We start from the raw sequence: 23,379 nt of genomic DNA on the forward strand, positions 1-23,379 counted from the left end.
GTTGCCGAGGCTGCGCGGAAGACGATTTTTGTCAACAAAATCAATTAAGTAGCGGCCGAGCGGTTGCAGAGATCAGTCGCTGTTTGGCGCCAGCCACACCAGCTTGGCCAAACGTTCGGCGCCCCCGTAAGGCCTGGGGTCGCCGAACAGTGAGTCGAAATCCGGAGGATCCACGGCCAGCGTCGCAAGAGCCTCTTGGGAGTGGTCGACCGGGTAAATGCCCTCGCACAAGTGCCACCATGACCGGTTGCAGTCGACGCCAACGCGCTGCACGGCGTCTTGATACTCCCGCAGCTGCGACAGCAGAGGTCGCCCCGAGCACAGGTCGCTGCCGTACCAGTGGCGGGCGATCGCTTTGAACGCGGCGCGGGCTTCGGGACGCGGCGTCAGGCGGACGCCGATGAGGCGCACGACGCCGCACATCGTACCCGCGACCTTGTGCTCGAGGGCCATCCATGTCGTCCCTGGGTGGGAGGACAGCACGGGGATGTGCTCCAGGAAAGCCAGCATCAGAACGACGTCGAACGCGGCGTTGAAGCGTTCGGCGTTCTCCCGAAGCCAAGCCATGGCGCCGTCGTGATCGTCCTGCTCGAGGTCGGGCGGCAGCGGCAGCGGCTCCGGTAGCCGATCACGGTGAGCGGGCCACCCGTCAACGGGCAGGTCATCAGTGTGTGTGAACAGGGTCCTTGGAAGGTCGCGGACGTGGGCCATGCGGCGGTCGTAGCGGTGCGCGTCCCGCAAGGGCGACAGCCGCTCTTCAAGGTCTTCCGTCACCATGCCACCGCCTCCGCCACCGCCACCGCCGCCCCGGTGTTCAGATGGGAGGCTTCGAGGCTACGCAACAGCCTCCCCGGTTTGGACCGTATCACCATGCTCCAGCACCCAGGCCCTGTAGCGCGGGGCCAGACGGTCCAGAGCCTCCTCGGCGTCGTGCCAAGCCTTATCCAGACACGGTGACCAGCCACTGTCCCAACAGTCAGTTGCCGCCGTTCCCGGGGCACCCACGGGGCCACGCACATACCAGCTGTAAGCTGGTCCCCAGCCTTCCGCATCCCAGCGGACCTCCAGCTCGAAACCGTAAGGGCCGCTGGCGTTCCAGTCGTCGGTGTCAGGGTCGTCCGGGTCCAGATCGACCCATTCGACATCGTAAAGCTCGCTGTACATCGCCGTCCCTCACCGGATTCAGAAATGGTACCGGGAAGGTAGGTTTGGCGTGCGGCTCGGCGCCAGGTCGTTCTCCGCTTGGTGAACAACATCGAGGCCGCCGATATGATGGTCGGCGGCCTCGATGACGCGGTGCTGATGGAGGACGGCGATCAGGACATCGCCATGGCGCGGCCACGAGAGCGCGGGCGCGCCATGGCGGCGATGCGGCTGTCGACTCGAGCGTTGGGATTGACGATCGGTTCGAATGGCTGGCCGCGGTCGGTGTAGGTCTGCTCCGTGGCGCGCAGCAGGAGGGCCGTCGCATCGCCGCCCTCGGGCTCGTCCTCTTCGACGCCCGGACCGCCGAGATCCGCGGTCACCGGAGCGGCGTCGCGGGCATGAGCCTGCGCGAGCAATTCCTCGAAGTCCTCCGGCGTCATGTCCGGGCTCGACGGCGGCGTCAGGTCGGGCTCGACGGACTTGGCCGCGCCGCCTTCCACCACGGTGGACACCGCGGCCGCAGCCGTCTTCTCCGCCTTGCCCGGGCGAGCGCGCTTATCCGCCTTCGGCTCGATCGCCACCAAGGCCTCGTGCTTCGGCGTTGGCGCCTGCTCCGGGACGGCGTCCACGGCGGCGATGTCGCGGCGCTCTTTTTGGATGGCGAAGAAGTATTGGCGCAGCGTTCCCACTGACGTGTCCGGTGGCAGGAGTTCGGCCGCTACCAAAACCTTCTTGACCTTGTCCCACTCGCGGTGACGACCCTTCAGGCCCTCGATGTCACCAAAGAGGGTGCGGACGATCTCGATGGTCTTGGGGTACGCAACCCCCAGCACCTCGCGCTCGGCTTCAAGAATCCGCTGGCGGGCCTGCTCGATGTTGATGGTCATGGTCATCCATTCCCCCGTCCCCACGTCTGCGCCACGCGGCCGACGCTTGGCCCTTTGTGCCGTTCGCGTTGCTCCTTGCGTACACCCAGGAAGAAACCGCGCAGGGCTCCCGCCGACGCGCCCGGGGCCAGCATGTTGGCCTCGGTCAGCATGTCGCGGATCCTTCGCCAGTCGTGTTGGTACGGCTCACACAGCCGCTCGATCTCGTTGAAATACGTCCTGACGCACGCCAACAGGGACCTCGGCGGCTCCCCGCGGACGGGCGTCGGCACGGGACGCAACCGCCGTCGTTCCGCTTGGAAATCCAATACCTTGGCCATGGCCCTCTCCATCCGCGACAACCCCTGATTAAGGGTATGGGCGGGCTACGCAACACTCAATGCTATTGACGCAAGTTCCCCGGAAACGAAGTGTGAAGACCCCGTCTAAGCTCCGTTAAGGGTCAGCAAACACCCCGAGATGGCGCCGTGAGGGTGGCCATCCATCAGGCGGACACCGGGCGGCGCCCAAGCGCAAACCCGCCGTCTAGGGCACCCTTAACGTCCCGAACAGCTCCCGTGAACACGACGCCGATCGGACATCCGTTAGGCGCTGTGGTCGGTGGGGTGCTGGACTGCAAGCGGCGCCCGGCGGACGACCACCGGTCGGTTGATCCCGTGGGTCGGCATCTTTACGGCCCATGGATGGGGCGGGTTCGCCGTCTTCTCATACTGATGCACCAGCACCTCTGGCAGGTTGCGCTGGTCGTAGCGCTGCCCCAATCGGAAGACGACGCTGTTTTGAGCCACCAGGAACAGATGGATGGTCCGGACCCCGCGGTTGCCGAGGTCGCTCACCACCTTCAGAAACTGGGCGGCCAGTGCCCGTTGCTTCGCGTCGGACCAGTGATTGTCCTTGTCGATGGTCGGCAGCGAGAGTCGAACGACGGGCACCGCGCCGAGCGACCGGCCGACGGCGTCTGCATCCACAGCATAGGAGACCTCGACGGCCACCGCGACCTCTGCCGCGCCACGGGGAACGCGGTCAAAGCCATCCACGATGAACCGCTCCCCGTCGTCGGCGCCGTCCAGGCTTCGCCAGCGCGCCTCCCCGCGGTCCCAGTCCACGATGCGGACGGCGCCGTCGTCATCGAGCAAAAACCCGGCGAGGAAGGTCAGGGGCACCGGAGACACGCCGCCGTACACCACGGTGACGTCCTCGCGAGCCACGTCGGAAACCGAGCGCTCCAGGTCGTGGCGCACCGTTGCGACCTCGCCGACGACCCGCTCCGGGTCCGTCACCGAGTTGTTCTCAACATATGGCGTGTGGTCCAGCAGGATACTCTGCGGGACACCAACGACGTCCTTCGGCAGAGCGTCCTTCAGAGGAGATCCGGAACTCTTGGCGAGGCCGCGCTGCTCGATGACGACAACACGCCTGCGAGCGCGCCGCTCCTCTTCCTTTCTCTCCTCCTCTGCGAAGCGGATCGCTTCCCAGACGCCGCCGACGGCGGTGAGGACAAGCCCGATCATGAAGGCGAGCCACGTGATGAGTTCCGGTGTTCCGCCGGAGATCTCGATGTGGAGGGAAAGGGCCCTCACATCGTCGGCGTAAAAAAGCGACGACACCCAGGACCCGGCGGCGGTCGCACCGATAAGGATCAGGCCCGCCCTGAAGATTCTCAAGGGGAATGACCTGCGGCGCAAGGCGAAGTCCACAACCTTCGACACGGCGGTGAGCAGGGTGTCGAAGACCTTATGCAGCAGGGACATCGGCTCAATCCTCAGGCAGGCTGGACGGGGCGGCGCCGTGCGCCCGGCGGACTAGGAAGCCCATCTCTGACATTACATGCGGGTTCAGGGCGAGAGCGAGGCGGCGTGTTGCTGCATGGCCAGGGACGGAGCGACCGTCACGGTCGCCGATGCGCTCGGGGTCGCCGTCGGGATGACGACCGCCGCCGGTCCACTCCCCGGTGGCCTGCCAGAGTTCGTAGTGAACGAACCAATGGAGGAGCCAGGGGACCACGGTCTCCGCAAGTGGCATGAATACGTTCCACTCCCCTGGGTAGTAAAGACAGGGAACGACAGGCCAGCCCCTACACAAAGGTGTTGCAGGCCATGCGGCCTGCAACACTACTCTGGGCATCATCTCTTCTACTTAAAATCCGAACACGAGGGGCGTGCTCCGTCGGAAGCCGACACGGTCCGCTGGGTTCGAAGGCGCTACTGAACCGCCTCTCGTATCTGCTGCTCCATATCGGGCGTGACCTGAGCCGGTCGCGCAGGAAGGGGCTGACTCCCGCGCTTGCCATTGTTCCCAATGTCGTCAATGAGCAGCTTCATCTCAGCGATCTCGCGAACCTGTGATTCGATGATTTTATCCGCGAGCTTGCGCACGCGGGGGTCGCTGATGCTTGCGTTGCTTGCGTTATTGATGGCGATGGAGTGGTGCGGGATCATCGACTTCATGAAGCTGACATCGCCGATCAGGCCCTGACTGCGGTTCACGTAGAGGAGTACAACTCCGACCAGCACGGCTCCGACCAGTACGGCGATCTTAATGGCCATACCCCTGTACATTGACCACATGAAGCCGAGCATCACGATAGTCATGACGCACCCCATTACGAGCGAGGAGACCAGCCGGTTTACGCTGAACAGGGCGTGATCGAACGAATAAACAAGCTGGTACATCAAAAAGAACATGATGAACGTTGAGGTTGCGATCATTGCCGCAAACCGACCCCAACCCATTTTCATCATGTTCCTATGGTGATTTTGCTCGTGTGACATTGCGGCTTCCTCTACTCCATCCTGCGCAATGAGGGGGAACAAAACCCCCATCATTTTTGTTCCCGCGCAGCCTTTCATTGTCGTGGCACACCGTTCTACGAACTCTGCCAGAGCGAGCATGAGAGTGGCTGGGTAAGACGGGCTGCGGATCAGGCGTAGGGATCGAAGTAGACGATGTCTTCCATTCGGACCTTACCCTTGGCGACGCCCAAGCGCTCCGCCGGGGTCAGGCCGTCCTCACCCGTGAAGCACCAGTTGTACCAGACCCGGAAGATGTCGAGGCACTTGCCGACCATCGCCGGGTTGTAGGGCGCGTAGCCGTGCCAAACGCGCCGCGCCCGGCGCGTCGGCGAGATCGGGCGTCATCTCTCCATAAACCCGCCGCCAAACTCCCGATCGCCATCCTGCCAAATGCTCACGAAACTCACCGCCGCCTTCACGCATCGCCGCTAACCATCAATCCTGCGCCGCCCCATTCCTGCCCGCGCCGCCGCGGTCGCAGGCCGTAACCCATGAACTGCCCGTGAATCCCCCGTCTATGCAGCCGTCTATGAGCCGTCATTTTTGGGACGTGGATCACTCCTTGGGTGCCGTGAATCACCTTTTCCTGATCGGGTGGGTGGGGTGCAAGGCACCCGGTGGTCGTCGGTCGCTGCGCGCCCTCCGAATGAGCCGTCCCGACGCCAGCGTCGGGCCTGGCCACGGTCGATGGAGGCCATCCTCGCCCCCTTCGGGGGCTCGGACGGCGGTTCCGGTGTCCGAACGGCTTCCAGCCGCCCGGACACCGCTTCGGACGACGGGGGCCAACCTCCGGAGGACCTAGAAGTCCTTCGACGGCCGAAAACCACCCCCAGTCAACGGGGGAGCGCCCCGCTGCGCGACGGCAGCGATCGCCCCCGGCCGACCGACCCCTGGCCAGACGGCCCCAGCCAGGGCCTCCGCCATCCCAACGGCCTTCAGCCGCCCCAACCCCGCCGCCGCCGCAGGGCGCGCCCAGAGCCGCCTGGAACGGCCCGGGGCGACGGCACCGTCAAGCGCGCTGACCGCCGCCCCGCCCCAAGTACCGCCGAGCGGTCCTCGGACGGCGAACGGCCTATGGGGCCGGACGAACGAGCCTCGGGCGTCCGCGGCCGCCGCCCGCCCGATCCCCGCCGCGTCGCCATCGCGTCCCTTTCCCCCGGTGACGCTTTGCACCCCACTCACCCTGCCCTGACTTCCCGGTTTCCTTGGGTTTCGCTGCCCGCCTCGCTGTCGGTCATCCCCGCCAGTCACGCCGAGCCGCCCGCCCCGAGGCGCCGCCTGCCCCCGCCGCCCCAGGCGACACACGGCGCGCGCGCCGCCCAGCCGTCCGGGAACACGGGCCCGCCGCCCCGGTGCGCCCGCAGCCGCCCGAACACCGGGATGCCGCCCGTGCCGACCGACGGCCGCCCGGGATCGGCGGCTTGCGCCGCGGACGCCAACGGCATCCTCCTCCCCGTGGTCTGTGTTGACACAGTTGATATGGAGTTTCCCGCCGCCGCGTCCTCGCCCAGCCGCCGGTGGACATCGGGGCGCCGGGAGGCGTCGGGCAACACGGGCGCCCACGGAGTTGCCCGTCATCCTTCGTTTGCTGAGGCCGCCCTGAAATGGCTGTGGCTGAGAGCGCGGACACGGAGAACGAAGGATGGCGCAAGACCGGTTCAGAGCGAAGTCGGCCACGGTGACCGTCACCCGCGAGGGTCAGGCGGTCGGCGCCGCCAGCGGTCCGGACGGCGGCTGGTGCATCGTGGCAACCCGCCGCCCTCTGCTCGAGCGCCTGCACACCGTCCAGAAAGAAATCCTGGAAGAGGCCGCAGCGAAACCAGTGAGAACGGCGCCCCGCCCCGCGGCACCCCGCATAAGCGCGCGCCCGCGCTTCGGCAAACGCTCCTTCTGGTTCTGACTTCACCCTCTAGTGGCTCGGTGTGGACCGGTGTCCGCAGACAGCTCACCCACTGCTGCCGTCTTGGCCTGCGGCCAGTTCGTACGGCTGGATCAGCCAGTCAGCGGGTAGGCCCCACTCGCTGGACAGCCGCGCTGCCATGTCGATGGTGAGCCGCCGTCGACGGCCGAGGATCTCCGCCGCGTCGTCCTCCGAGCCGACCAGCTCCGCAAGGTCTCCCAGGCCCAGGCCGGTCGTCGCGAGATGGGCTTCGATGGCGGCGACCGCGTCGACGCGCTCGATGGGCCAGCGGGTTCTCTCGTAGTCGTCGATGAGGACGGCCAGCACTTCGAGGGCGTCGGCCTCGGGAGAACCGGGCTCGGCGCCCCACAAGCGGCGGACTTCGGCGAGGGCGCGTTCGTGGTCCGCGTCGCTTCGGATGGGCCTGATCGTTGTAGCCATCCCAACTCCCCCCGTTCCGTTGACATAAACACCAAGCGATCGCACTGTGCTCGGCCGCATGCTGTTGTCGAGGGTGCGCCGATGCATCGTGAGTTGTCCATGCGGCTGTACGAGCGGTATCCGGGCGTTTTCGGCCAGCGCGACCTGCCCCCTTCCGACAGCCTGATGAGCTTCGGCATCGAGTGCGAGGACGGATGGTTCAGCATCCTCGACGCGCTCTGCGAAGTGCTGACCGTGCACGCCGTCGAGGCAGGGACACCGCTGGTGGAGGCCGTCCAGATCAAAGAGAAATACGGCGGCCTGAGCTTCTGCACGCGCGGGCACGACAGGTTCGAAGACGGCGCGATCGACCTGGCGGAGGCGTTCTCGAACCGGGTCTGCGAAGAAACCGGGGCTCCAGGACGGCCATGCCGCTGCGGCGGCTGGCTGCGGACGTTGTCACCCGCCGAAGCCGCGCGTCAGGGCTGTGAGCCAAGGGACCTGTCCCGCTGGCGCGCACCGCGCATCCCGGAGCTGGACACGACACTCGCTCAAACGCTGGCGCAGCGGCACCCGCTGGTCATGGTCGGCCAGCTCGACGTGCCACCCGGATGGAGCGATCTCGCCGACACGTACCTGGACCTGCTGACCCGCCCGTCCGAGCGGCACGGGGCGCCCTACCGGGTCGAGTTCCTGGGGCGGGAAGACGGGCGGCTGCTCGCGGTTGCCAGCCCTCCGATGGGACGCAGCCTCGACGACCTGTGCGGCCTGGGTGCATTCCTCGAAGCGATGTCGCGGCGCCTTGACCCGGACACCGGAATGCCCGTCGCCGTCGGCACAGACCGGTGCGGGTAAAGGACCGCCACACAGTGCGGACCGATGTCCGCACTCCCAGGCTGGCAGTGCGCCTGCAACCTATAAGGCATCTTTCGTATGACGAAAGCCACCATTGATCGCGGACCGCTTTGTGCGGTAAAATGGTGCACCAATCTGGAGAAGTGCGACCGCGATGCTGGTCTTCGGCGTGCAGATACCGACCCCCGCGAACGGCCCGACGACGTTGGGCTCTGCGATCACGCGCACGTAACCCGCCCCACCGCCTCTTGAACGGCCGCGACGGGGCGCTTCCCGGTCAGGAGTTCCAGATGGCGGTCTTCTTCACCAGCGACACGCATTTCGGCCATGCCCGGATCCTCGAGCATTGCCAGCGCCCCTTCCACAACATTGACGAGCATGACGACGAACTCGTCCGCCGCTGGAACGCCGTGGTGGGCCAGGACGACGACGTCCATCACCTCGGGGATTTCGCGTACAAGTGTGATCCCAAGCGCCTGGCGGGCATCTTCAAGAAGTTGAATGGCCGCAAGCACCTCACGCTGGGGAATCACGAGAAGGGGCCGACGCTTCAGCAGCGCTGGGCGTCCGACCCCGCGCCGTACCGCGAGATCACGGTGGACGGCCAGCGCATCGTGCTCCTGCATTACGGGATGCGGGTGTGGAACTCCATGCGGCGCGGCGTCATCCACCTCTACGGCCACAGCCATGGCAGCCTCCCGGGCAACCGCCAGAGCCTTGATGTGGGCGTGGACTGCTGGGACTTCGCTCCGGTCAGCCTCGATCAGATCCGCGCGCGTCTGGCCGAGCTGCCGGAAATCCGCTACGACGGCGCCGACGAGGACTGAAGGACAGGACGCGGGCCGTCAGCCCGTCGCGTGCACGGCTGCGCTCAGAGCCCGGTGGAGCCGTCTGCGGGAACGCTCCTCAGCGCCGTAGCCCTGAAGTGCGCCGATGATCTCGCTCATCATCAGGTCGCGCAGCCCCCTGTCGGCGCCGCTGTTCTCGACCCACAGGTGGGCGACCTCTTCGGCACTCAGGATGGCCTGGGCGAGCCTGTCCTTGCTGGCCTTGGGGGTGGCGTTGTCGGTCAACTGCGCGAGGATAGCCGCACGCTGGTCGGCGTCGTAGTGCCGTTCGATCTGGTCGGTGAGGACCGTGCCGACGATCGCCATGGCGGCCACGCGGTGGTCGTCACCCCGACCGTGGTGGTCGAGGACGGCGTTCTCGATACCCGGGTAGTGCCTGAGCAGGGCTTTCGCCGACGTCAGGCCGAGGCCGTCGAGCATCGGCATCAGCGCGTTCAGGACACGGGTTCGGTAACGGCGGCGCTCCAACCAGGCTCCGAACATTGTGGATCTCCAGAGGGCTGCGGCGCCGTCACAGGTTCAAGTTCATGTACCGATCTTCGAGGTACTTGAGCAGGTCGAACACATCGACGGCATCACCCTTCTGCTGGTTGCAACGGGGGTGGAGGACTTGCAGGTTGCCGCGCTCGTTGCCGCCGCCGAACGTGAAGGGAACGCGGTGGTCGACATGCCAATGTCCAAAGTCGAGAGGCTCGCTGCACCACGGGCAAACGCCGCCCTGCTCGTCGTAGATCTGGGCAATGACGTGAGCCATCCAGGGACGACGGCGACCAGGAGCGATCTCCTTGAGGATGGACGAGCACTCCTCGACCGCTTCCCACAATCGGTCGAAGGTGGCCATCTGATGCGCGACGGCCTGCTCGGCGATTTGCTCGAGCAGGCGGCTCACGCCGACCTCCGGTTCAACGTGTTCTGGGCGCGGGTGCGGGCTCCCTTCAGCCTCGTGCGCAGTCGCTTGGCGTCGTCGGCCGCGTTGACGTTTTCCAGGGCGCTGACTAGGGCATCAACGATGTCCAGCACCGTGTTCAGATCGGCGACAATCTCGCTCAGCTCGGTCTCGGAGCGTTGGCTGTAGCCGCGCGTTCGGTCGGCGAGGCGGCGAATCCGCTCTTCAAGCGTGAGCTCGATCTGCGGGGTCGCCTGCTGGATGACCTCCAGCTGCTTTGCCGGAGGGTCTTGCCTGCTCGAGCACAGAATCCGGGATAACCAGTCCAGCATCGCCATTCCCCCAACCGCCACGTTACAGCTTTGCCGCGCATTGAAGCAGAGCAACTCGGCGTGTGCAACCCAAGCCCTTGCCGAGAACCCGTTCCTTGCCAGCGGTCACCGCATTCTGTGCGGACCGGTGTCCGCAGGAGGCGCGCATGTGGTTCGACGATCCGTTCGGCGATGGGCGTCCGCCCATTCTCTTCCCCAAGGTCCGCTGCGGCGGCCGCCGCGTTGCCTGGGTCCGCCAGTTCTGGTCGAAGGAGCTCCGCTGCACGGCGCAACGCTCGCTCGGCAGCCAGCCCATCGACCTGGGCACCGTCGCGCCGCTGATCCGGGAGCGCATGGAACCCCAGGAGCGCGCACAGGCCGAGGCGTGGTTCTCGCAGCAGAAGGTCGAGACCAACACCGTCTCGGCTGTCCGCGAGATCGAGGAAGCCGTCACGCGCCTGCGCGGCGCCGCGGAGAACCTGAAGGCGATGGCCACCTCGTCCAACGCCAACCTGGTGCTCGCCGCGGGCCGTGTCGGCGCCGCCCAGAAAGCGGTGTTCGACAGCGCCGCACGGGCGTTCCAGGAGGCTCTGGATGCGGCCGCGCGGAACGGCGCGAAGATGACCGCGCCCAAGCCCGCGACACCAGCCAGCGCGCGCCCTGAGGCCTTGAAGGGGCCCGACGCCCCGCTGCCCGCTGCCGCACCGCCCGACGCCCTCGTGGAGGCGCCGGTGGCCCTCCAGACGGAGCCGAGCCCGGACCCTGCCAAGCCCGCGAAGAAGGGCAAGAAGAGCACCTGGTCGAGGACCGAGCGCAGGGCCCAGCAGACCGTGGACGCGGCGCCGCAGGCGCGGGAAACAGCGGGCCGCAGCGACCGCAAGAAGAAGGCTGTGGCCCAGTCCGCCGCCCAGCCCGAAATGCCGATCGCCGCACCGACAGCGGAATCGGTCTCCGTGGCCGACGATGTGCCGACCATGACGTTCGACGACGCCGCACCGGAAGCCGCCGTCGTCGTGTTCATGCCGATGCCCGCGCCGCCGTCGGCCGCACTGGTGGACGCGGGCGAGCAGCTGGACCTCGAGACCTTCCTGGCGAGCCTGGATGGCGGCCAGCTCGAGCCGATGCCCGAACCCACCGTCCCGTCGCGGTGACCGCCAGGTCGGAAGGGCTCAGCCGCCGAACGCGGCGTGCACGATGTGGCGCGCCTCGTCGGCCGAGACGTGGTGGTCATGCCAAGGGGCAACCGAGTGCCCGCCGATCGTCCCATACGCCTTGATGCGCAGGGTCCCGTGGTCCTTCGACGCTTTGCCGTCCTGGCACGGTCGCTGGAACTTGCGCCGTCCGGTCAGCCGCTCGGCGTCGGCGTAGGAGAGCAGGAACAGCGCGTAGCGGCTGCCTGCACCGTCGTCCTTGCAGACGGCTTCCGGGTGCCGCTCGCCGACCAGCAGGATGAAGTCGTAGCGCTTGCTCCGGTTCTCGCCGAAGATTTGCGAGAAGTACCAGGACCCGTTGGCGGCCGAGACCGTCCTGCCCTTGGCCTCGACCAGCACATGGCGGCCGTCGGGACCGTCCACGCGGACGTCGTGCCCGCCGTTGCCTGGAACGGGCCTGCCGCCAAGGATCCACGCCGCCAGGGCTTCCGTGCGGTCTTTCAGGGACGGCTCGCTGGCCTTCGCCGCCGCCTGGGTGATGCTCTCGGTGCTTGCGTCCTCGGGCAGCCCCAGCGCCACGCGGATTTGCTCCAGAGCGGCGGATCGGCGCTTGCGGCGGGGCGCGGGCGCGGTGTCCAACGAAGGCCGCCAGCCACAGCTGTAGGCGTAGCACGCCGCCGCAACCTCGGGCGGTGCGAGCTCCCGGCCCGATGACCAATCGGCCACGCGGGCCATGGGCACGCCGAGCGTCCTGGCCGCACGGGCGTTGTCGAAGCCGTTCTCCCGCTTCCAGGTCCGGAATGCGGCCGTCCCCATGGCCAGAACGGCGACCGGCTTCCAGCCGTTTTGGCGAGCGTGCCGAACCCCCTCGAGCAGACGGGGTGACGGCGGTCCGCCGAGCAGGACCTGATGGCAGAGTTCATCAACGACGGGTGGGCGGCGGGCGAGCGCATGTTGACCTCCGAAACGGACGGTCGCTGACCGGTCAGGGCGCGGCGTCCACCGTCAGGATGGGCGGCCGCCGCTTTCTGAAGGGTGTCGTGCGCGGATGGCGCCGCTCCCGCGTCGATGGCGCGGAATCGCTTGAGCCCCAGGGCTTTCCGGGTCATCTTGGAAATCAGGAGGCGAGATGCGCCCACCTCTACAACCAAACGAGGCTAGAGCCATGAACAAGGCCGAATTCATCGAACTCATCGCGGGCAAGCTCGGCTCCAGCAAAGCGGATGCGGGTCGGGCGCTCGACGCGGTCACCGAGGGCATCGCCGAGGTGCTGGCCAAAGGCGGCGACGTGAAGCTGACCGGGTTCGGCATCTTCGAGGTGCGCGAGGTCGCGGCGCGCCAAGGGCGCAACCTGCACACGGGTGCGACCATCGAGATCCCCGCGGGCAAGGCGCCCAAGTTCAAGCCGTCGAGCACCCTGAAGCAGGCCGTGGGCGGCCAGACGGCCGACGCCGAGTGATCGGCTCGCTCGCACGAAGGGGCGACTGAACCGCTCTACCCCCTACACCAGGGCGTTGCTGCTCAACGCCAGAAACGAGTCGGCAGCCACCTCCGCCACAGTGGCTGTCGACGGTGTGCAGCGGAGAACGCCGCCGCCTCGGCCTGCTGCATCTGTCGGTCAGGCTCATCCACAGAGCCGCGCTGAACGGTGCCGCGCGGCAGCCCTGGCAGTCCCCGCAGAACACGCGAGCGCCACGTTTCGCGCGGGCATTGCCCGACATCGCCCGGAACGCGGCTGTACGGAAGATGTGGCGACAGCCAATGCCGGACGCGATCCATCGGATCGCGACCCGGGTTCAGCATCGGCGACCCTGCGGCTCTGTTTCCCCGGTGCGATCCTGCACGCCCACCCCTCCATGTCCGTGGTATCGCCCCGCCTTAGATGGGGGTGAACGACGTCGCGTTGATGGCCGTCTCAACCCGCTCGCGGAGGCGCTCACGGATGTTTTCCGAGGCCTGGGCGTACACCGTCCATTCGCCGCTCGGCGTGACCAGCAGGCCAGGGGTGTTTCCCAATATCGTCCGCTTTGCCTCGGCGTCGCTCATGCCGTCCGCGGACTGAGTCCCAATGTTCGGAACCCTGTTCAGAATCGACTGGTGGCCGCCGAAGCAATGGATCTCACCGCCCAGGATGACGTGTTCATCCAGTACGACTTCCTTCTGTGAGGCCCCGTACTTGTCGATGCCCTTGTCAAAGACGTGGCCCATCGTCGTCTGCCAGTAGGCGACCGCGGCGGGCAGCGTTGTGCCGTCACCGTGCCCGTACACGTCGTTCAAGTTGATGATGACCTCGGTGGACAAGGGAACACGGCGGTAGATGAGCGCGGTCTTTGGGTATTTTGGAATGCCGCCTTTGAAGCCAAAGGCAACGTCGATGTCCGTCGTCCATGCCGACACGTCCTCGATGACGGCATCGGCCACGCCGACGCTATCCGCGATCTTTTTATTGATTTGAACGCGCCGGAAGACCTCGGGTGGACAGGACGCGAACATGGATTGGACATGCTTCAGCGACGCACAGACAGACTTCAAGGTGTCCGCCTTGGCGACCTTGTTGTGGCTGCCCGACTGCCAGTCGTCGATGGCCTTCAGAAGGTCGAACGGAAGAAGGTCCCACGGGTACTGCACAGCTTTCGCTCCCTGCTGATCGGGTGCGGAGAGTAAGGCGTTGGCGACCCGGTTCCAAGACGCCGTTGTCAGTCCTGCGGGCGGCCTACTCGCACCTGCGGTCGGCGTCCAGGCGGTCCAACCGGTGCAGCAGGTGCTGGCGCTCCCTGCGGGTGCTGGCCATCATCGCCCAAGCCTTCACAGCGCGCGGTGCGTACCACGCGACCCCGAGGCCGCCGAGAGCAAGCAGCACTCCCGCCACGATCCGCACCCAGTCCATCCCGCCTCCGCCTCCGCTGCGAATCCTGTGGCCAACCGGTGCGACGTCCGCCCACGGCACGTTAGCATGTTCGCTTTTTGTGCTCAATTCGACCGGACGGCATCTCTCGAAGAGAGCAATCGACATCGCGTTCCAGGTGATCAACAAAACCCGGTGCGGGAAGTCCGGGGAGGGGGCGTCGGTGCTGCGTGTCACGGTCGAAGAGCTCCGCCCCCAGGCGTCGCCCCGGAAGCGGATGGAGATCTTGATGGAGGAGGTTGACGCGGCGGATTACGTCGCCGGAAACGGGCGCTACGTCGCCATCCTGGCGCGCCGCTTCGACCCCGACCACGGCCGCGTGGAAACCTGCGGTCTCATCCGCGGCGCCCTCGGACCGGTGGACGCGCTGGTCGGCGCCGCTCTCGGCGCCGTGGCGGATGGCGAGCTGGAGGAGGCGTCCGAGTGTCTGCGGGACTGCATGACGGCGGCGTGGGGGATGAGCGATGCCTGAAGGCTCCATCTCGTACCCTTGGCACCCGATGGATGACCACCCCCACGACCACGCCGCCTGCGCCTGCGGCGAGTTCTGGAACCTGGGGCGACAGCTGGAGTGCCCGGTGTGTGGCGCGCCGTCGACGACACGGCTGCGTGCCTGGGAGGTCCCGGTGCACGGCACCGAGGACTTGCTGATCTGCGGCTGTTTGGCGGTGCAGTCGGCGATGGCGGCGGTGGCGCGCGCAGGGCAGCCGATCGCCGCGGTGCTATCACTTCAATCCCCTGGGGCCGTCGACGGAGGCGGCGGCGCGCCGCGTGTAGGCACGGTGCCGCAGCTGGTCATCGAGTGCGAAGACACGGCGGATGCCGCCCATCCCCGCGCACCCCGTCAGCACCACGTCGAGGCCGCGCTGGGCTTCGCTCGTCAGCACGGTGGCAGGCTGCTGATCCACTGCCATCTTGGCATCGCGCGTTCGACCGCCATGGCGCTGGCTGTCGTCGCCGACGGCCTCGGACCGGGTCGGGAAGCCGAGGCGCTGGACCGGGTGCTGGCGGCACGCCCCTGCGCCACGCCGAATCCGCTCATCGTCGCGCTGTCCGACCGCCTGCTCGACCGCGGTGGCGCGCTGACGGCGGTGGTCGAAGGCCACCCCGACATCGTCCGTCGGCGCGGCGGCCAGAGCTTCCCGTAAGCCCGGCGGCAGCCAGCGGCACCTGTGACCGGATACCGGTGCGGCACATGCTCCTGACGCTCTGATCGATTTGCCTGCCAAAGCCTTGGTCGAGGCGTGGGCGTCATCGCTTCATGTCCTCGTGAATGCGTGCCGCGACATCCACAATCAGAGGGTGAGGGCCGGGAGTTGTCGGGTTGGCGTTCGCATACACACTGATCCCGTAGTAATCCAGCACCCGTGTTCCTCCCACAGACATCCCTCCAAGCACAGCAACCGCAAACATGCGAGTTTTGCTGAACGCCTGCTTGTAGCTGCCACCGCGGCTGCGCTTCGGCGACAAATCAAAAGCGTTGCCGACGCTGCCTCGGGCGATCCCGACGCCCGCCCCTTTCGGGATGTCCTTGCATTCGACTGCGACCTTCAGATCCTTGCCGGATGGACGGCCGCCACCCGGCAGATTGCGCAGGTCGTCGCCGGTTTTCTGGGCAACAACAGACACGTCTTGTTCGTGGTTGCTTCCGGAGCGTCCCTCGAACTGAACGCTGTTGTGGATCTCATAAACGCGCTTGACCCGACGCCCATGGAAGGTCAGGCGGATGAAACCTGGGCGCGGGGCGTTTGCGGTCGCCGGGTGGATCTTACCAGGGCTTTGCCTGATGACGAAGTGACTGGCGGGGGTTCCAGTATGGTCGCACACCTCCACCGTGGTCCGGTAGTAAGGCGACTTGAATTGGTAGGCGACTGACAGAGCGACAAGCGCCTCGTAGGCCGTCCCCGCTTTGTTGAAGGCGAAGCCGGGCGGCAACGCGGCGCCAAGCTGGGTCAGCAGGTCGATGATCTGGGTACGCATTACGAGCTCTTCGACGGAAGGCTACCGAGGGTCCGCATATTCCGTGCAAGGCCGAGAAGATGCTCGAGCCTGTCTGCAATCCGGACGGCATCGTCGGGCACGGCTGGAACGGCGCCGACCTCAGGATCGACCCACGCCATCAGGCGCGCCTTAGGGTTGTCGGTCACATCCTTCAGCCGGTCCTCAGCCGCTTTCAGCAGGCGCACCCGGCCAATCGTCGCGCTCACCAGCATGTCGAGTGCGATATCGAACTGCTCGTCGGCGTCATACGGCTGGGGATCGCTGATGTGGACACGCGGTGCATCATGACCGTCGGCCGGAGACTCCAGCTCTTCGGAGATCCGTCCGGTGAACAGGACAGAGCGGATCTCGTCGGCCAAGCCTGGGAACCCGCCCTGCTCGACCACCCGCACCACATCTTCCGCTCGCGGATCAATCTTGAAATGCATTCAACCGGCTCCAGCCATCCTCACACCCAACCCATCGCAACTACCTGTTTCGATAACGGTTTCGCAACTTTTTTTGTTGAATTTGGTGGTGTCGGCAACCCTCAAGAATACCCCGGTATGCAGGTTGCTCGGCAACCATGCAGAAGTGTCTGGGGTGGAAATGCAGCTGATTGCTCGAAACGGATCGGAGTACATTAGAGCGTACTTAGAGACGGCCGAATCCTGGACACGGGTGCAGGGGCTGAGCAAGTCCGGGAAGCTGCTCATGTGCTGCTGCGATCACCCCGCAAAGGCAACGCGGTCGCCTCGAGGTCTCAGGCACTTTGCGCATATGCCCGGCAGCGCCTGCTCGGTCGGCTCCCAGGAGAGCGAAGCCCACCTCCGCCTCAAAATCGAGGCGTTGACCGTCGCCCACGAACTCGGCTTCGATGCCATTGCGGAGTATGATCGCGGCACAATACGACCGGATGTCGAGGTGGTTCAGCGGGGAACCAAAAAGAATGTGGCCATCGAGATCCAGCTGTCCAGGCAAACCGGCTACACCACCAATGAAAGAACCTCAGCTCGGGCGGCGCAAAACCTGGACACAGTATGGTTCTTTGGCAATAAGCGTGATTTTGATGATGCTCCCAAGGACCAACGGCATGTTTATCCAGTCCGGCTTCCGAGTGGCGACATCGAGTTCCAGATTGACGTTCTAAGAAAAAAACTGTCTGCGTTTCTACGGGGCGTGATCGTTTTTGATGATCTGTCCAACTTGGCGAAAGTCCCCTTCACCGTCATTGGGTACGACTTTCCCTGCGGTGGGTGTGGCCGGGATTGGTACAGAACGTCCTACGCGGGGCTCTATCCGAACCGCATCCGGGGCGATCTTCATCCAGTAGCTGTTCCGCTGGCTTCTCTTGGTGACCCAGCAGAAGCCCTCAAGACGCTCGCTGAGCGCACCGGCAAAGCCACCGGCCGCGTTGCGCCCGGTGGCATGGGGTTACTGTGCCCCCATTGCGGCACCGCCCCAGAAGCGGAGTTCATCACGCCGGAGGTGGCACTGAGGGCTCCGGCTCGGAATATCTCGGGCCACCGCGACATGCGGCGCTTTTCTGGGCTCAAACCTGGATGGTGGTGGCGGCGGAACCCGGTGGCTGACGAGCATTGGTCGGACGCTGAGTGGGCCGCGGTCATTGAACAGGGTATCAACGCCATCAAAACCGAACGGCAGAGAATCGCGAGGGAGAAGCGTTTGGCCGAGGAGCGGCGGCGCATGGAGGCCGAAAGAGCTGAGGCGATCAGATCCGCCACGGCCGCTGAGCTGTCTCTTCTGACGGAGATGTTGGACCCGCATTTGGGAGCGCCCGGCACCCAGGCTTGGCTGGATCGTGCCAACGACATTCTTGGTGAAAAGACTCCCAGAGCTGTGGTCCAGCAACATGTATGGGCAAGCCATAGCCTGCCGCCTGTGGCACACAGTGCCGCCACGGCGCTTGCCATTCGCATGCTCGATGGCAGCGAGCGGCTCACCGAAGAGCAGTGCGGGTTGCCGAAAAAGAACTTGAAGCAGTTGAGGAAGTCCCGCCGCCAGACAACGGCATCACCGGCGTCCTCCAGCAGCTTGAAACGAGCCTGGGAAGGACTTTGCCGACTGATGTTCGGATAGTTGGCGGGGGTGAATACAGGCGAAAGAAACCGTGAGCGGTTGCCTTTCGCCAATGGACAGGATGATACTCATGAGCCATGTGGCGGGGAGCCAATCCTGTCGTCATTTCGTGGTGCCGAAAGGTCAGGGCCAGCTCGCGTAGACAACCACGAAGGTCCTCCATAGACGGTCCAGGGGCAAGGGGATCACAGCCCTTACTGCTCGGGGTCAGCCGCCTTTTGGCGGGAACCGGTTGGCAGACCCGGCAGCACCGTGACGCTTGCGTCGAAGCGCGCCATGCTAAGACTCGTTTCAGAACGACGGGGATGCCGATGGCGCTCGAAATCAGATTCATCGGGGACGAGCGCGACGTGAAGGCGGCGATGGCCCTGCTGGAGGCGCGCTTGGGCAAGAGCGTGGTGAGGTTCGACACCGTGCGGCCGTGCCGCCAGGGCGACGCGAAACGGGTCTACGGCACGCTCGCGTCCGCGGCGCTGCGCGCCGACCAGACGCCCGGCGCATGACAAGCCCCGGCCACCTCCCTTTGGCCGGGGCACGGGTTGCCACGGCCTCCGCTCAACGTGGAGCGGGTCCGTCGTCCCCATCCAGGTACGGCCGGTCGTCGCCGCGCCGCGCCCTGGACTTTTCGATGCGCTTAGCAGCACGGTAGATGCGACGGCGCAGGACCAGGTCAGTCGTGTCCAGCGGGATCCCGCGCGCGGCGGCACGGGCCACCAGGCGGCGGAGCATCGTCTTGAACCGCTCCAGCACATCGTGTGTGTTGACCGGACGTTCGCCGAGCAGATCCATGGTCGCCAACGCCACCGCGCGTTCCTCACGCGGAAGCAGATCCTTCCGGAGTGGAATGTTGCATTGCCTTGCGGCCTCGTAGAGCCCGAACAGGCTTCCAATGCCGCTGCGCCCCATGGCGTCCCGGTAGCCGATCTCTCCCGCTTGCCACGACGCCAGGATGGCCGTCAGTTCCTGCCGCTCCATCGCCACCTCCGACGCGCGCATCAAGACCCGCTGCGGAACCACCTGAGCTCCGTTACAGCACCGCCAGGGCAAACGCCAGACGCTTCAGTCGGGCGGCCGCGGCCATGCTCATCATGGCGTCACCGCTTCTGGCGCCCAGTTCGCTCAGGATGACGAGGATCTCAGCTACGATACGGCTGGCATCCCCGGTCAGCGCTGGGCCCGCTTGGCCGAGCAGTCCGGGTACTGGACCCAGGATGTCCGGGATGTCGTGAGCGTCCACCGGGTCGGCGACGGACGCCGCCAACAGGAGCAGGCGCACGGGCTCGGCAAGCTCCGGGCGCGGCGTCGGCAATGGCGCCAACCGCGGGGGCGGCGCCCGTGGCGCCATCCTGAGCTCGAGCAACTCCAGAGCCATCAGCACGGTCAGGGGCGCCCTGCCCGCTTCGGCGCAGGACCGCAGAACCGTCACGGGCACGCCGATCAGCACGGCGACGGCCTCCATGGGCATTCCCATCCGCGCGACCCACCCAGCGACATCGGCGGGGACAGACGCCGCGTCCTGGGTGTTCCGCTGCGCCGCTGCTTCCTGCCCGCCGCTGCCCGACACGGCCACAGCGCAGGCCTCGGCATCCGGTTCACCCCTCCACATCGGCGCCTCCATCGGCGAACAGGCCACCTCCATGTTCACTTTTTAGTCCAGGACGCGCCGTCCATCAATTCGCGCTTCCTGGCTACGCTTGAGGGCCACGGCGACCTGGGGCGTTCACCCTACCCACCCTGCTGCAACATCCATCGTTTACCGCGATCGCCCGAGCATTGGCGGAAGGCAGGCCATGCCTGCGTCACCACCCGCTTGGGAGAACACCGCCATGCCGACGAAGCCTGAAGGCCTGCCGAACCCCGCTGCCTTCCTCGACGAGATGTACGCGAACTCGGCGCCGCTGCCGGAGCCGAGCGACTATGACGGCGGCCACTTCTACGGCAACGACGTTCCGGACGCCGAAGGCGACGGCTCCGGGGACGTGGTGGCGCTGCGCAGCGAGGTGGCCGCGCTCCGCGCGTCGGCGGACCGCTTGGCCGAGAGCGTGGGCATCCGGCGCCTGCGCCAGGAGTTCCTCCGGTTCGTCGAGGGCATGGAGAAGGGCTTGGCGGGCAACGCCGCCAAGGGCGGCCGCCGCTGACACTGGCCCCTCCTCCCTCGCCAGCCTCCACCGCAGCCTGAACCGAACACATCACCGTCCGGAGACACCCATCATGTTGAACATCGCGAAGAAGACCGGGGGCGCTGGCGCCATGGAATATTACCTGACCTCGGTAAAGGGCCAGGGCTGGTACGAGGCGTCGCCTGACGGCGGCCCGCGCGGCCGCTGGAACGATCCGCACGGCCTGCTGGCGCCGTGGGGCATCCGCCACGGCGACCTGATCGACGACGACGGTGGCCGCAACCTGGTGCGCCGCCTGGCGCGGGGCTACGCCCCGACCTTCGAGCGCGGCATCCCCCTAGCCCGCAACGCAGGCAGCCCGCGGCGCGTCGTCGGCATCGACCGAACCTTTTCGTCGCCCAAGACCCCGACCCTGGTCTGGGCAGGCGTGACGGATGACAGCCCGACGAAGGCGGCGATCGAGCTCGGCCTGCGCGAGGCGGCCCACGAGGCCCGGGCTCTCCTCGAGCGGCTCGGCGGCGTCGTCAGACGCGGCAAGGGCGGCTTGATCGAGCGCCCGGGACTGTTCTGCGGCGCCTCATTCCTGCACGCCGACACGCGCTTTGGCGACCCGTCCATCCACCTCCACGACAATGCCTTCACCCCAGGCCTTGACCCCGCAGGACTGCACGAGGAAATCGCCAAATACTTGGCGACGTGGGGGGAGGACCCGGACCACGACACCGTGGCGGCAATGGCGTGGCATTCCTGCGAGTCTCGCCGCCAGCTCCAGCTGCAAAAATTGGGCGGTGCTGCGTTCCGGGTCGCGCTGGCCGACCGCCTGGAGACGATCGGCTTCCAGGTGGTGCCGCGGTCGGCCGCGGACTGGGCGGCGCCGTCGCCGCACGGCCTGGTCGGCGGCGGGATGGGCGAGAAGGATCCAGGAGCACTGTTCGACGTCGCCGGTGTCAGCCGCGAGCTGGTGGAACAGTTCAGCCGCCGCTGCATGGAACTCCGAGCACACATCGACGCCGCCCGCCGCGCCGACCCGGACGCCATCATCAACGAAGGGGCTTGGACGAACGCGCGCAACAAAGCCACGCGCAAACCTAAAAGCGCGCTGGCGCCGGAGGGTTTCGACTGGCGGGGCGCGTGGCACGAGCGCTTGGCCCGGTCCGGGTTCGGGCACGACGAAGCGGAGGCCTGCGCGCGCCTCGGCGGCGGCAACGGCCGCCAGCGCCTGACCACCGCGCAGGTCGCCGAGGCGGCCGAGGCCGACCTCCTGACGCACGAGCACATCCACGCCGAGTCCGCAGTCTGGACCACCGTGATGGCGCAGGCGCTCGGGCGGGCCGACCTGAGGACCGCGGTGGCCGCCGGGGAGGCCCTGATCGAGGATGGCGTGCTGAAGCGTCTGCCGACACCCGAGCATGACGGGTCAAAAAGTTACTACATGCCACGCCAGCTGGATCAGGAGCGCGAAGTCGCGGCGCTCGCCGTCACCGCCCAGGACACCCTCGACCCGATGCCCGAGCCCATCGTCAAGCTGGCCGCCCAGCGCCTGCGCCAGATCGGCAGCATGCCCGACGCGGTCGCGCAGACGGTCGCCAAGCGGGCGCTGGGCGCGGACGGCGTCGTGTGCGTGGAGGGCGGATCCGGGGTGGCCGATGCGCTGCGCGCCGCCTTCAAGCTCGAGGGCGGCGGAGCGGAGGTTACGGTCGTCGAACAGGCCCATGCGCTGCCCTTCGGCGTAATCGCCGAGGCAGTGATGGCGCGCGAAGAGGCTGGATCCCGCTTGATCCTGGTCGGCGCGAACACCCCGGTCGACCCGGGGCGGCCGAGTGGCTTCAACACGCTCTCGGAAGCACTGGGGCTGTCGCTCGGTGAGCCGACGGCACGGCTTCTGCACGCACAAGGCCAACTTGTGGCCAGCGGCGACGCCGTCGAGGAGGCGGCCGAGCGCGTGCTCCAGGCGGCGCTGAACAAAGGCAAACGCCGCGACGTGGCGGTGGTGGTCCCCAGCCGCACCACGGCCGACGCGGTCAACGCACGGGTCCGTGAAAAACTGCGGGCGTACGGCGTGCTCAAAGCGGACATCGGCGTGGCGCAAGGCGAGCGCGGTCCGATGCCGCTGGCCCGCGGCGACCTTGTCCGTCTTCCCGACGGCGCAGTCGGCAAGATCACGTACGCCGAGGCCGACCCGAACGGCGCCATCGTCAAGGACGTCGCGGCCAAAATCGTGTGGCCGGGGAGCCGAAACGGCACGGGTGATACCGTCATCGAGAAGACCAAGCTGCTGCGCCATGCCTGGGCCGACATGCCTGGGGGCATCACGCCGTCGCGGCGCGCCGACATGGTGGTGGCCATCGCCGACCACCGCGCCACCGCGAACGCGCTGCGGACCGCCTGGCGTCTCGGCTCCGACGTCACGGTGCTGGCCGACCCGCGTCTGCTCGGCGACGACGTGGAGCGCCGCAAGCGCGACCGCGAGCGGGCGCGGCGGCGTGAGCAGGCCGAAATCGCGGCGCGCGCGGCCGTGCAGGCGGTGCTGCGCGGCGGCCTCGCCGACCGGGACGAGGCCGCCCTGGCACGCGAGATCGAGACGGACGAACCGGATCAGGTCTTGCGGGCAGTCGCGGAGCTCGCCCGCCGCCGCGACGTGACGGAAGCCGTCCTCCTGGAGCGCACCCTCGACGCCGCGCAGGTGGTGTCCGCGGCCCGCGCCCGGCCCGCCGGAGCTCTCGCCGAGGAGGTGGAGACCGCGGCCGTGGCCGCGCTGTCCCGATTGCACCCGCAGTCGCTGCTCGCCCGTCTCGGCGAGCTCCGTTTCCACAGCCTGTCTGGTCAGGGCCTCACATACGTTGCCATCGAAGACCCGGAGCTGGATCCCGACCCCGAGACGCCCGACTCCGAGACCGCCGAGCTCGAGACCACCGACCCGGACGCGGAGGCGACCGAGCGCGGTGGCGAGGCACTGGGCCTGCGTCTGCGCAAGCCGTCCACCGCCCGGGAGCGCGACGCATGACGATGGCCAGCGTGGTCACCACCCAAGAAGAATTCCCAGGGCGCGCCTCCTGCTCACCACCGTCCGCGGGGAGA

General features: G+C 66.9%; 30 protein-coding genes. 11 read left to right on the top strand and 19 right to left on the bottom strand.

Going from position 1 to position 23,379, the window contains the following annotated elements:
- Window positions 1-72 precede the first annotated feature (72 nt).
- The 8 genes from DS837_RS11000 to DS837_RS32030 form a co-directional block, all read right to left on the bottom strand.
- Window positions 73-777 carry a hypothetical protein gene (locus DS837_RS11000; RefSeq protein WP_149164771.1) on the bottom strand — a complete coding sequence of 235 codons (705 nt, stop codon included), beginning with the start codon at window positions 775-777 and terminating at the stop codon, window positions 73-75.
- A gap of 57 nt (window positions 778-834) precedes the next feature.
- Window positions 835-1,164, bottom strand: a complete 330-nt coding sequence (locus tag DS837_RS11005) for a hypothetical protein (RefSeq protein ID WP_149164772.1) — start codon at window positions 1,162-1,164, stop codon at window positions 835-837.
- Between the two features lie 152 nt (window positions 1,165-1,316).
- Entirely contained in the window at window positions 1,317-2,033 is a 717-nt protein-coding gene (locus DS837_RS11010; protein ID WP_149164773.1) for a hypothetical protein, read from the bottom strand.
- A 2-nt stretch (window positions 2,034-2,035) separates the two neighbouring features.
- Window positions 2,036-2,353, bottom strand: a complete 318-nt coding sequence (locus DS837_RS11015) for a hypothetical protein (protein ID WP_149164774.1) — start codon at window positions 2,351-2,353, stop codon at window positions 2,036-2,038.
- 264 nt (window positions 2,354-2,617) lie between these two features.
- Window positions 2,618-3,784: an SAVED domain-containing protein gene (locus tag DS837_RS11020; RefSeq protein WP_149164775.1), complete on the bottom strand. Its 1,167-nt coding sequence runs from the start codon at window positions 3,782-3,784 to the stop codon at window positions 2,618-2,620.
- A gap of 4 nt (window positions 3,785-3,788) precedes the next feature.
- Window positions 3,789-4,160, bottom strand: coding sequence for a type II CBASS E2 protein (locus tag DS837_RS11025; protein ID WP_486599236.1), 372 nt, complete (start codon window positions 4,158-4,160; stop codon window positions 3,789-3,791).
- 74 nt (window positions 4,161-4,234) lie between these two features.
- Window positions 4,235-4,858 carry a DUF305 domain-containing protein gene (locus DS837_RS11030; protein ID WP_247889870.1) on the bottom strand — a complete coding sequence of 208 codons (624 nt, stop codon included), beginning with the start codon at window positions 4,856-4,858 and terminating at the stop codon, window positions 4,235-4,237.
- Between the two features lie 95 nt (window positions 4,859-4,953).
- Window positions 4,954-5,100: a hypothetical protein gene (locus tag DS837_RS32030; protein WP_170295816.1), complete on the bottom strand. Its 147-nt coding sequence runs from the start codon at window positions 5,098-5,100 to the stop codon at window positions 4,954-4,956.
- A gap of 1,367 nt (window positions 5,101-6,467) precedes the next feature.
- Between DS837_RS32030 and DS837_RS11035 the strand changes: the two genes are divergently transcribed.
- Entirely contained in the window at window positions 6,468-6,725 is a 258-nt protein-coding gene (locus DS837_RS11035; RefSeq protein ID WP_149164777.1) for a hypothetical protein, read from the top strand.
- Between the two features lie 45 nt (window positions 6,726-6,770).
- On the opposite strand, the gene DS837_RS11040 is transcribed toward DS837_RS11035, so the two are convergent.
- Entirely contained in the window at window positions 6,771-7,166 is a 396-nt protein-coding gene (locus tag DS837_RS11040; RefSeq protein WP_149164778.1) for a helix-turn-helix domain-containing protein, read from the bottom strand.
- 99 nt (window positions 7,167-7,265) lie between these two features.
- Between DS837_RS11040 and DS837_RS11045 the strand changes: the two genes are divergently transcribed.
- Window positions 7,266-8,000, top strand: a complete 735-nt coding sequence (locus tag DS837_RS11045) for a hypothetical protein (protein WP_149164779.1) — start codon at window positions 7,266-7,268, stop codon at window positions 7,998-8,000.
- A gap of 290 nt (window positions 8,001-8,290) precedes the next feature.
- Window positions 8,291-8,827, top strand: a complete 537-nt coding sequence (locus DS837_RS11050; RefSeq protein WP_149164780.1) for a metallophosphoesterase — start codon at window positions 8,291-8,293, stop codon at window positions 8,825-8,827.
- An 18-nt stretch (window positions 8,828-8,845) separates the two neighbouring features.
- Here the strand turns inward: DS837_RS11050 and DS837_RS11055 are convergent, their stop codons facing one another.
- The 3 genes from DS837_RS11055 to DS837_RS11065 form a co-directional block, all read right to left on the bottom strand.
- Window positions 8,846-9,274 (bottom strand): hypothetical protein, encoded by a 429-nt coding sequence (locus DS837_RS11055; protein WP_149164781.1) that lies wholly within the window; start codon window positions 9,272-9,274, stop codon window positions 8,846-8,848.
- Window positions 9,275-9,359: 85 nt separating this feature from the next.
- A complete protein-coding gene (locus DS837_RS11060) occupies window positions 9,360-9,737 on the bottom strand; it encodes an HNH endonuclease (RefSeq protein WP_149164782.1) in 378 nt (125 codons plus the stop codon).
- Window positions 9,734-10,072 carry a hypothetical protein gene (locus DS837_RS11065; RefSeq protein ID WP_149164783.1) on the bottom strand — a complete coding sequence of 113 codons (339 nt, stop codon included), beginning with the start codon at window positions 10,070-10,072 and terminating at the stop codon, window positions 9,734-9,736. Before DS837_RS11065 ends, DS837_RS11060 begins: the two co-directional genes overlap by 4 nt.
- A 140-nt stretch (window positions 10,073-10,212) precedes the next feature.
- Between DS837_RS11065 and DS837_RS11070 the strand changes: the two genes are divergently transcribed.
- Window positions 10,213-11,196, top strand: coding sequence for a hypothetical protein (locus DS837_RS11070; protein WP_149164784.1), 984 nt, complete (start codon window positions 10,213-10,215; stop codon window positions 11,194-11,196).
- 18 nt (window positions 11,197-11,214) lie between these two features.
- Here the strand turns inward: DS837_RS11070 and DS837_RS11075 are convergent, their stop codons facing one another.
- Window positions 11,215-12,012, bottom strand: coding sequence for a hypothetical protein (locus tag DS837_RS11075; RefSeq protein ID WP_149164785.1), 798 nt, complete (start codon window positions 12,010-12,012; stop codon window positions 11,215-11,217).
- Between the two features lie 349 nt (window positions 12,013-12,361).
- Here DS837_RS11075 and DS837_RS11080 point away from each other — a divergent pair, with 349 nt between their 5' ends.
- Window positions 12,362-12,655: an HU family DNA-binding protein gene (locus tag DS837_RS11080; RefSeq protein WP_149164786.1), complete on the top strand. Its 294-nt coding sequence runs from the start codon at window positions 12,362-12,364 to the stop codon at window positions 12,653-12,655.
- 419 nt (window positions 12,656-13,074) lie between these two features.
- Here DS837_RS11080 and DS837_RS11085 read toward each other — a convergent pair whose 3' ends face one another.
- Together DS837_RS11085 and DS837_RS11090 are read right to left on the bottom strand one after the other, a co-directional pair.
- Window positions 13,075-13,824, bottom strand: a complete 750-nt coding sequence (locus DS837_RS11085; RefSeq protein WP_149164787.1) for a hypothetical protein — start codon at window positions 13,822-13,824, stop codon at window positions 13,075-13,077.
- Window positions 13,825-13,909: 85 nt separating this feature from the next.
- On the bottom strand, window positions 13,910-14,278 hold the full coding sequence (locus DS837_RS11090) for a hypothetical protein (protein ID WP_149164788.1): 369 nt from the start codon (window positions 14,276-14,278) through the stop codon (window positions 13,910-13,912).
- Window positions 14,279-14,330: 52 nt separating this feature from the next.
- On the opposite strand from DS837_RS11090, the gene DS837_RS11095 reads away from it, so the two are divergent.
- Together DS837_RS11095 and DS837_RS11100 are read left to right on the top strand one after the other, a co-directional pair.
- Window positions 14,331-14,573 carry a hypothetical protein gene (locus tag DS837_RS11095; protein ID WP_149164789.1) on the top strand — a complete coding sequence of 81 codons (243 nt, stop codon included), beginning with the start codon at window positions 14,331-14,333 and terminating at the stop codon, window positions 14,571-14,573.
- Window positions 14,566-15,249 (top strand): hypothetical protein, encoded by a 684-nt coding sequence (locus tag DS837_RS11100; RefSeq protein ID WP_149164790.1) that lies wholly within the window; start codon window positions 14,566-14,568, stop codon window positions 15,247-15,249. The genes DS837_RS11095 and DS837_RS11100 overlap by 8 nt, the downstream gene beginning before the upstream one ends.
- 103 nt (window positions 15,250-15,352) lie before the next feature.
- Here DS837_RS11100 and DS837_RS11105 read toward each other — a convergent pair whose 3' ends face one another.
- The gene (locus DS837_RS11105) at window positions 15,353-16,081 is read right to left on the bottom strand and encodes a hypothetical protein (RefSeq protein WP_149164791.1); all 729 of its coding nucleotides are present in this window, start codon (window positions 16,079-16,081) and stop codon (window positions 15,353-15,355) included.
- Complete coding sequence (locus DS837_RS11110) at window positions 16,081-16,530, bottom strand: hypothetical protein (protein ID WP_149164792.1); 450 nt, start codon at window positions 16,528-16,530, stop codon at window positions 16,081-16,083. Before DS837_RS11110 ends, DS837_RS11105 begins: the two co-directional genes overlap by 1 nt.
- A gap of 331 nt (window positions 16,531-16,861) precedes the next feature.
- Between DS837_RS11110 and DS837_RS11115 the strand changes: the two genes are divergently transcribed.
- Together DS837_RS11115 and DS837_RS11120 are read left to right on the top strand one after the other, a co-directional pair.
- Window positions 16,862-18,181, top strand: a complete 1,320-nt coding sequence (locus DS837_RS11115) for a competence protein CoiA family protein (RefSeq protein ID WP_170295817.1) — start codon at window positions 16,862-16,864, stop codon at window positions 18,179-18,181.
- Between the two features lie 311 nt (window positions 18,182-18,492).
- A complete protein-coding gene (locus DS837_RS11120; RefSeq protein ID WP_149164794.1) occupies window positions 18,493-18,684 on the top strand; it encodes a hypothetical protein in 192 nt (63 codons plus the stop codon).
- Window positions 18,685-18,736: 52 nt separating this feature from the next.
- Here DS837_RS11120 and DS837_RS11125 read toward each other — a convergent pair whose 3' ends face one another.
- Both DS837_RS11125 and DS837_RS11130 read right to left on the bottom strand, forming a co-directional pair.
- Window positions 18,737-19,156 (bottom strand): hypothetical protein, encoded by a 420-nt coding sequence (locus DS837_RS11125; protein WP_149469998.1) that lies wholly within the window; start codon window positions 19,154-19,156, stop codon window positions 18,737-18,739.
- A gap of 52 nt (window positions 19,157-19,208) precedes the next feature.
- The gene (locus DS837_RS11130; protein WP_149164796.1) at window positions 19,209-19,826 is read right to left on the bottom strand and encodes a hypothetical protein; all 618 of its coding nucleotides are present in this window, start codon (window positions 19,824-19,826) and stop codon (window positions 19,209-19,211) included.
- 181 nt (window positions 19,827-20,007) lie between these two features.
- Here DS837_RS11130 and DS837_RS32035 point away from each other — a divergent pair, with 181 nt between their 5' ends.
- The gene (locus tag DS837_RS32035; RefSeq protein WP_170295818.1) at window positions 20,008-20,319 is read left to right on the top strand and encodes a hypothetical protein; all 312 of its coding nucleotides are present in this window, start codon (window positions 20,008-20,010) and stop codon (window positions 20,317-20,319) included.
- A 73-nt stretch (window positions 20,320-20,392) separates the two neighbouring features.
- The gene (locus DS837_RS11135; protein ID WP_170295819.1) at window positions 20,393-23,305 is read left to right on the top strand and encodes a relaxase domain-containing protein; all 2,913 of its coding nucleotides are present in this window, start codon (window positions 20,393-20,395) and stop codon (window positions 23,303-23,305) included.
- The last annotated feature ends 74 nt before the right edge of the window (window positions 23,306-23,379 follow it).

This window comes from Azospirillum brasilense, from assembly GCF_008365405.1.
In the GTDB taxonomy this organism is placed as follows: Bacteria; Pseudomonadota; Alphaproteobacteria; order Azospirillales; family Azospirillaceae; genus Azospirillum; species Azospirillum brasilense_D.

Bases quoted from the DNA above. Each gene is read 5' to 3' on its own strand.
- DS837_RS11000 (WP_149164771.1), bottom strand. From the start codon at position 777: ATGGTGACGGAAGACCTTGAAGAGCGGCTGTCGCCCTTGCGGGACGCG.
- DS837_RS11005 (WP_149164772.1), bottom strand. From the start codon at position 1,164: ATGTACAGCGAGCTTTACGATGTCGAATGGGTCGATCTGGACCCGGAC.
- DS837_RS11010 (WP_149164773.1), bottom strand. From the start codon at position 2,033: ATGACCATCAACATCGAGCAGGCCCGCCAGCGGATTCTTGAAGCCGAG.
- DS837_RS11015 (WP_149164774.1), bottom strand. From the start codon at position 2,353: ATGGCCAAGGTATTGGATTTCCAAGCGGAACGACGGCGGTTGCGTCCC.
- DS837_RS11020 (WP_149164775.1), bottom strand. From the start codon at position 3,784: ATGTCCCTGCTGCATAAGGTCTTCGACACCCTGCTCACCGCCGTGTCG.
- DS837_RS11025 (WP_486599236.1), bottom strand. From the start codon at position 4,160: ATGATGCCCAGAGTAGTGTTGCAGGCCGCATGGCCTGCAACACCTTTG.
- DS837_RS11030 (WP_247889870.1), bottom strand. From the start codon at position 4,858: ATGATGGGGGTTTTGTTCCCCCTCATTGCGCAGGATGGAGTAGAGGAA.
- DS837_RS32030 (WP_170295816.1), bottom strand. From the start codon at position 5,100: ATGGTCGGCAAGTGCCTCGACATCTTCCGGGTCTGGTACAACTGGTGC.
- DS837_RS11035 (WP_149164777.1), top strand. From the start codon at position 6,468: ATGGCGCAAGACCGGTTCAGAGCGAAGTCGGCCACGGTGACCGTCACC.
- DS837_RS11040 (WP_149164778.1), bottom strand. From the start codon at position 7,166: ATGGCTACAACGATCAGGCCCATCCGAAGCGACGCGGACCACGAACGC.
- DS837_RS11045 (WP_149164779.1), top strand. From the start codon at position 7,266: ATGCGGCTGTACGAGCGGTATCCGGGCGTTTTCGGCCAGCGCGACCTG.
- DS837_RS11050 (WP_149164780.1), top strand. From the start codon at position 8,291: ATGGCGGTCTTCTTCACCAGCGACACGCATTTCGGCCATGCCCGGATC.
- DS837_RS11055 (WP_149164781.1), bottom strand. From the start codon at position 9,274: ATGCCGATGCTCGACGGCCTCGGCCTGACGTCGGCGAAAGCCCTGCTC.
- DS837_RS11065 (WP_149164783.1), bottom strand. From the start codon at position 10,072: ATGGCGATGCTGGACTGGTTATCCCGGATTCTGTGCTCGAGCAGGCAA.
- DS837_RS11070 (WP_149164784.1), top strand. From the start codon at position 10,213: ATGTGGTTCGACGATCCGTTCGGCGATGGGCGTCCGCCCATTCTCTTC.
- DS837_RS11075 (WP_149164785.1), bottom strand. From the start codon at position 12,012: ATGGGGACGGCCGCATTCCGGACCTGGAAGCGGGAGAACGGCTTCGAC.
- DS837_RS11080 (WP_149164786.1), top strand. From the start codon at position 12,362: ATGAACAAGGCCGAATTCATCGAACTCATCGCGGGCAAGCTCGGCTCC.
- DS837_RS11095 (WP_149164789.1), top strand. From the start codon at position 14,331: ATGGAGGAGGTTGACGCGGCGGATTACGTCGCCGGAAACGGGCGCTAC.
- DS837_RS11100 (WP_149164790.1), top strand. From the start codon at position 14,566: ATGCCTGAAGGCTCCATCTCGTACCCTTGGCACCCGATGGATGACCAC.
- DS837_RS11105 (WP_149164791.1), bottom strand. From the start codon at position 16,081: ATGCGTACCCAGATCATCGACCTGCTGACCCAGCTTGGCGCCGCGTTG.
- DS837_RS11110 (WP_149164792.1), bottom strand. From the start codon at position 16,530: ATGCATTTCAAGATTGATCCGCGAGCGGAAGATGTGGTGCGGGTGGTC.
- DS837_RS11115 (WP_170295817.1), top strand. From the start codon at position 16,862: ATGCCCGGCAGCGCCTGCTCGGTCGGCTCCCAGGAGAGCGAAGCCCAC.
- DS837_RS11120 (WP_149164794.1), top strand. From the start codon at position 18,493: ATGGCGCTCGAAATCAGATTCATCGGGGACGAGCGCGACGTGAAGGCG.
- DS837_RS11125 (WP_149469998.1), bottom strand. From the start codon at position 19,156: ATGGAGCGGCAGGAACTGACGGCCATCCTGGCGTCGTGGCAAGCGGGA.
- DS837_RS32035 (WP_170295818.1), top strand. From the start codon at position 20,008: ATGCCGACGAAGCCTGAAGGCCTGCCGAACCCCGCTGCCTTCCTCGAC.
- DS837_RS11135 (WP_170295819.1), top strand. From the start codon at position 20,393: ATGTTGAACATCGCGAAGAAGACCGGGGGCGCTGGCGCCATGGAATAT.